We start from the raw sequence: 6,555 nt of genomic DNA, 5'->3' as shown, positions 1-6,555 counted from the left end.
TGGATGAAGTGCTCGGTGCGATCAGCAAAGGTATCCGCCCGCAAACCCGCGTGCTGGGCATGACCTGGGTGYAATCCGGCAGTGGCGTGAAACTGCCGATTGGCGAGATCGGCAAACTGGTGGATGAACAGAACCGCAATCGCGAGGAAAAAGACCGCATTTTGTATGTGGTTGATGGCGTGCACGGCTTCGGCGTCGAGGACCTCGACTTCCCCGACATGCACTGCGATTTCTTCATCGCCGGCACCCACAAATGGATGTTCGGCCCGCGCGGCACCGGGATCATTTGCGCCCGCTCCGCCGAACTCAAGGACGTCACGMCGACCATTCCGACCTTCTCCGAAGCCACCACCTTCTCAACCATCATGACCCCCGGCGGCTATCACAGCTTCGAACATCGCTGGGCGCTGGACGAGGCGTTCAAGTTGCACCTGGAACTGGGCAAGGCCGAGGTACAGGCGCGCATCCATGCGCTTAACACCTATGCGAAAAACCGCCTGTTGGAACACCCGCAGATTGAACTGGTCACGCCAAAGAGCCCGGATTTGTCCGCCGGTTTCACCTTCTTCCGCATCAAGGACCGCGACTGCGAAAAAGTCGCCGCCCAATTGATGGAAAACCGCGTGGTCTGCGACTCGGTGGAGCGCGATGCCGGCCCGGTGATCCGCCTTGCGCCTGGGCTGCTCAACACCGAAAGCCAGATCGACCGTTTCATGGTCCTGCTGAACAAGACCGCATGACGCCATGACGCAGAACCCTGTGGGAGCGAGCCTGCTCGCGATTGCGGTGGATCAGCCACTCTCAATGTTGAATGTGATGGCCCCATCGCGAGCAGGCTCGCTTCCACATTGGATCTAGTGTGGCACCCGCTTTTTAATATCGAGATGACTCATGAACCGAGATCAATTGACCCTGCCGCTCAAGGCCCTGGCCCTCACCGCGCTCATGGCCGGCCTGCTGCCCGCCACCGCCCAGGCCGCTACCGCACCGCAACCGGGCAAGGTCTTCAAGGACTGCCGCGACTGCCCGGAGATGGTGGTGCTGCCCGCCGGCACCTTCACCATGGGCACGCCGGACGATGAAGTCGGCCGCGAGCCTGACGAAAGTCCGATGCACGACGTGACCTTTGCCAAGCCGTTCGCCATGAGCCGTTTTCAGGTCACCGCCGGCGAGTGGGACAGCTACGTGCGCGAGAGCGGCGTGACCATTGCCAACGGTGATACCCGACCGGGCCGCGAATGCGTCGCCAGCAAACCGCGTTATCCACTGACACCGCGCCAGCCTGCGGTGTGCATGAACTTCGACGACGTCAAAAACTACATCGCCTGGCTGTCGAAAAAAACCGGGCAGACGTACCGCATGGTCAGCGAAGCCCAACGCGAATACGCCGCGCGCGGAGGCACCAAAGGCCCGTTCCCCTTCCCGTTCGATGAAGGCAAGGAATACAGCATCGCCAAGCATGCCAACACCTATGGCCCGGCAGACGGTTACAGCTACAGCTCGCCGGCTGGCAGCTACGCGCCGAACGCCTTCGGCATGTACGACATGCACGGCAACGTTTACGAATGGGTCGAAGATTGCGAACACCCGAACTATGTCGGTGCGCCCACCGATGGAAGCGCGTGGCTGGAAGCCAACTGCGAAGCTGTGCGCATTCGCGGCAACGATTGGGGTGAAGCGCCAGTATTCTCTCGCTCTGGCAACCGCAACAGCCAGTACCCGCAAGAGCGTGGGGACTGGATAGGCTTTCGCGTTGTGCGCGAGCTCTAAGCCTCGCGCCTCATTGATCGTTCCCACGCTCCGCGTGGGAATGCCGCCAGGGACGCTCCGCGTTCCGCTAGTGAATGTGACGCAGAGCGTCACCGGATGCATTCCCACGCGGAGCGTGGGAACGATCATTGCCCTGCCTCCCCGCCGCCAGTCGGCACCCGGCTAAATTAAGCCTTGCACCAGACGTTCTACTGGGTATCTGCCTTTCGACCCAAGGAACTGTCTCCCATGCCCCAGCCAACCCGTGGCGCCCTCGGCGAATTGTTCGCCCTGTTGAAACCCTTTCGGCTGATCGTCGCCGCGTCCATTTTCCTGGGCATGGTCGGTGGCTTGAGCGTCACGGTATTGCTGGCGACCATCAACAATGCCCTGCATTCGGATACCGGCCTGACCCAAGGCGTCGTCGCGCTGTTCGCCGGGTTGTGCCTGTTGGCGCTGCTGAGTTCGATCTGCTCCGACATCGGCACCAACTATGTTGGTCAGCACATCATTGCCAAACTGCGTAAACGGCTGGGCGAAAAAGTCCTGTCGGCCCCTATCGAACAGATCGAGCGCTACCGCAGCCACCGGTTGATTCCGGTATTGACCCATGACGTCGATACCATCAGCGACTTCGCCTTCGCTTTCGCTCCACTGGCGATTTCCGTGACCGTGACCTTGGGTTGCATGGGCTATCTGGCCATCCTGTCGTGGCCGATGTTCCTGATCATGGTCGCGGCGATCCTGATCGGCACAGCGATTCAGGCTTACGCCCAGAGCAAAGGCGTGCAGGGTTTCATGGCCGCCCGCGACGCTGAGGACGAACTGCAAAAGCACTACAACGCAATTGCCGAAGGTGCCAAGGAGTTGCGCATCCATCGCCCGCGCCGCCAGCGCATGTTTGTCGCGGGCATCAAGGCCACCGCCGAATTCATCTGCAACACCCAGGTGCGTTCGATCAACACCTTCGTGATCGCCAAGACCTTTGGCTCGATGCTGTTCTTCGTGGTGATCGGCCTCGCGCTGGCTCTGCAAACCTTTTGGCCGAGTGCCGATAAAACCGTAATGAGCGGCTTCGTGCTGGTGCTGCTGTACATGAAAGGCCCGCTGGAACACTTGATCAGCACGCTGCCGATTGTCAGCCGCGCGCAAATTGCCTTCCGCCGCATCGCTGAGCTGTCCGAGCAGTTTTCTACCCCCGAACCTCATCTGCTGTTGAGCGATCAGGGCCCGATGAAGCAAGCGGTACACGAGTTGAAACTGGCCGATGTGCGTTTTACCTTCCCGGCTGTTGAAGGTGCGGCGCCGTTCCAGCTCGGGCCGGTGAACCTGACGATCAAGCAAGGCGACATCACCTTCATCGTCGGCGAGAACGGTTGCGGCAAGACCACGCTGATCAAGTTGCTGCTGGGTTTGTACACGCCGCAGCAGGGTGAAATCCACGTCAATGGCGAAACCATCGACGCACACAATCGCGATGACTATCGCCAGTTGTTCACCACGATATTCGCCGACTACTACCTGTTCGATGACGTGGTCCAGGGCGACACACACATCCCCGAAGACGCGAACAAATACCTGCAGCGACTGGAGATCGCGCACAAGGTCAGCGTCAAGGACGGCAGCTTCACCACCACCGACCTCTCCACCGGCCAGCGCAAACGCCTGGCGCTGGTCAACGCGTGGCTGGAGGAGCGTCCGGTGCTGGTGTTCGATGAATGGGCGGCCGACCAGGACCCGACCTTCCGCCGGATCTTCTACACCGAGCTGCTGCCGGACCTCAAACGTCTGGGCAAGACCATCATCGTGATTTCCCACGATGACCGATATTTCGATGTTGCCGATCAATTGGTGCGTATGGAAAGCGGGCGGGTGGTTACCGAGTTCGCGCCTGCCTGAAAAAAACTCTCTAGTCCAACGCACGCTTTGTAGCAGCTGGCGAAGCCTGCGTCCGGCTGCGTAGCAGTCGTCAATCCGTCTCGCGAGGTCTGGCTGATGCACCGTGAATTCTGATTTCACGACTGCTACGCAGCCGGACGCAGGCTTCGCCAGCTGCTACGGACCGCGTTGCAGCATCGCGGACTGGCACCTCCCTCCAAGTCAGCCTTTTTAAATTTATTTCCAAGGTTTCTTTCCGGTTTTACGCCCGCGCCCCGTCTTAATAATCATTCTTATTAACAATAACTCTGCACAACATTTTTCAGGAGCTCAGGTAAGTAATGCGACCTCTACCCCCCCATACATCTCTCGCGTTGGCTGTACAGCGCCCGTCTTTGCATCGCACTCTGTTCACCAGCGTACTGCTGACTGCCACCTTGCTGGGGAGCTCGATGGCCAATGCTGCACCTGTAAAAGTGAATGTTGCCGTCCAGCCGCTTTCCAACGCGCTGACCGAACTGGGCATGCAAACCAACCTGCAAATCCTCTACAGCCCAGATCAGGTGGCGGGCATCAAATCTCGTGCCGTATCCGGTTCACTGGAGCCGTCCGACGCCCTGAAGGCGCTGTTGCAAGGCACTGGCATTTCGTTCCAGATCAATGGCAACACCGTGACCCTGGTGTCTGGCGGCGGTACGGGCCTGCAACTGGGTGCGACCACCATTTCCGGACAAGCCCTGGGCATGACCACTGAAGACACCGGTTCGTACACCACCGGTGCCACCACCACCGCGATCGGGCTGCCGCTGACCATTCACGAAACGCCGCAAACGGTGACCGTGGTCACGCGTCAAATGATGGACGACCGCGGTGTACAAAGCGTTGCCGACGCGTTGCGCAATACCCCCGGCATCACGTCTCAGAAGTACGACAGTGACCGTACCGAGTTTTCCGCCCGTGGTTTTGCCATCACCAACTTTCAGTATGACGGCGTCAACATTCCCTACGACGGCGTCTACGGTGAAAACCCGAACAACGGCGACGACGCCGCCAGCCTCGACCACATCGAAGTCGTCAAAGGTGCCACCGGCCTGATGACCGGTGCTGGCGACCCGTCCGCCACGGTCAACCTGATCCGCAAGAAGCCAACCAAGGAGTTCAAGGCGTCGGTCAGCGCCACGGCCGGTTCCTGGGACAACTACCGCACCGAAGGCGACATCTCTGGTTCACTGACTGATTCCGGTAACGTGCGGGGTCGCTTTGTCGGCGCGTACCAGGACAAAGATTCGTACATGGATCACTACAGCCAGAAAAAAGACATCTACTACGGCATCCTCCAAGCGGATCTGACGGACGACACCTTGCTGACGCTCGGCGTCGACAAGTCCAGCGTCACCCCGCGCGGCAGTTCCTGGACCGGTAATGCGCCCTACTTCACCGACGGCAGCCGTACCGACTTCTCGCGCAGTTTCAACCCGGGTGCAGACTGGAGCCGTCGTGATTTCGACAGCGTCACCTATTTCGCGTCGCTGGAACAAGCGCTGGCCAATGACTGGAAATTCAAGGCCAGCTTCGACCAGAAAACCACCGATCACGATACCCAACTGGCGTCGGCCAGCGGTGGCTCCGCCGACCCCGTTACCGGCGAGGGCAATTTCCTGTACTGGGGTCGCTGGGAAGGTCATCGCGTACAGAACTCCGGGGACGTCAACATCTCCGGGCCGTTTTCCCTGGGCGGTCGCGAGCATGAACTGGTGGCCGGCTTCATGGCTTCCCACTCGCGCCAGACGGGTGCAACCTACGACTCCAGCGCGTTCGAACTGGTGCCGGGGAGCATCTTTGACTGGAACGGTGACCTGCCGAAACAGGAATTCCCGAAAAACGGCAAATACGAACGCACCCAGAGCCAGAACGGACTTTACATGGCCACGCGCCTGCGTCCGACCGACGACCTGTCGTTCATCCTCGGCGGCCGCCTGAGCACCTTCAAGTACAACGAAGACTACAGCTACTATCCGGGTGCAAACCTGACCGACACCCACGCCAGCTATAAGGAACATGGTGTCGTCACGCCCTACGCCGGGGTGGTCTATGACCTTAACGATGTTTACGCGGTCTATGCCAGCTACACCAAGATCTACCAGCCGCAAATTTACCAGGACATCACTGGCAAGACCCTCGATCCGGTTGAAGGCGACAGCTACGAAACCGGCATCAAGGCGGCTTATTTCGAAGGCAAACTGAACGCCAGCTTTGCCCTGTTCCAGATTGACCAGGACAACGTTGCCCAGTACGTCACCACCGACGTCAACACCGGCCGGGACGTTTATGAAGCCATCTCTGGCGCCACCACCAAGGGTRTGGAACTGGAACTGGCCGGCGAACTGGCGAAGGACTGGAACGTATCGGCCGGCTACACCTATGCCCGTACCCGCGACAAGGATGAACAACGTATCTACGGTTTCCCGCTGGCCTCCAGCAAACCGGAACACGTGGTGCGTACGTTCACCACCTACCGTTTGCCTGGCACGCTGGACCAGTTCACCATCGGTGGCGGCGTCAGCTGGCAGAGCTCGTTTTACGGCCAGAGCTTCAGCCCGAACGTGGGTAATGGCGAAGGCGGCAGCACCTTGCTCAAGCAAGGCGGCTACACCCTCGTGGACCTGATGACGCGCTTTCAGTACGACGAGCACCTGAGCTTCACCGCCAATGCCAACAACGTCTTCGACAAGAAGTACATGTCGGGCCTTGGCAACTTCGGCACCACTTTCTACGGCGAGCCGCGTAATCTGCAGATCATGGCGAAATACGATTTCTGAGGTGTAAGCTGAAATAAAAAAATGCCCGTGTCGTGAGATGCGGGCTTTTTTTGCGTGGCAGATTTGTGTTGGATGTCAGGCCGTCTTCGCGAGCAAGCCCGCTTGCACA

General features: G+C 59.4%; 4 protein-coding genes. All 4 read left to right on the top strand.

The window, feature by feature from the left end:
* Positions 1-740, top strand: a 740-nt coding sequence (locus AC1DRJ_RS17090) for an aminotransferase class V-fold PLP-dependent enzyme (protein WP_477803194.1), incomplete at its 5' end; no start/stop codon positions are given.
* A gap of 151 nt (positions 741-891) precedes the next feature.
* Positions 892-1,770 (top strand): dihydropyoverdine dehydrogenase, encoded by an 879-nt coding sequence (gene pvdO / locus AC1DRJ_RS17085; protein ID WP_477803193.1) that lies wholly within the window; start codon positions 892-894, stop codon positions 1,768-1,770.
* A gap of 228 nt (positions 1,771-1,998) precedes the next feature.
* Positions 1,999-3,648: a cyclic peptide export ABC transporter gene (locus AC1DRJ_RS17080; protein WP_477803192.1), complete on the top strand. Its 1,650-nt coding sequence runs from the start codon at positions 1,999-2,001 to the stop codon at positions 3,646-3,648.
* A gap of 320 nt (positions 3,649-3,968) precedes the next feature.
* Positions 3,969-6,446: a TonB-dependent siderophore receptor gene (locus AC1DRJ_RS17075; RefSeq protein ID WP_477803191.1), complete on the top strand. Its 2,478-nt coding sequence runs from the start codon at positions 3,969-3,971 to the stop codon at positions 6,444-6,446.
* Positions 6,447-6,555: the final 109 nt, after the last annotated feature.

Source organism: Pseudomonas sp. P5_B2, from assembly GCF_056400445.1.
Note: the sequence above shows the minus strand (reverse complement) of the source record. Positions and strands in the feature narration are given on the sequence as shown.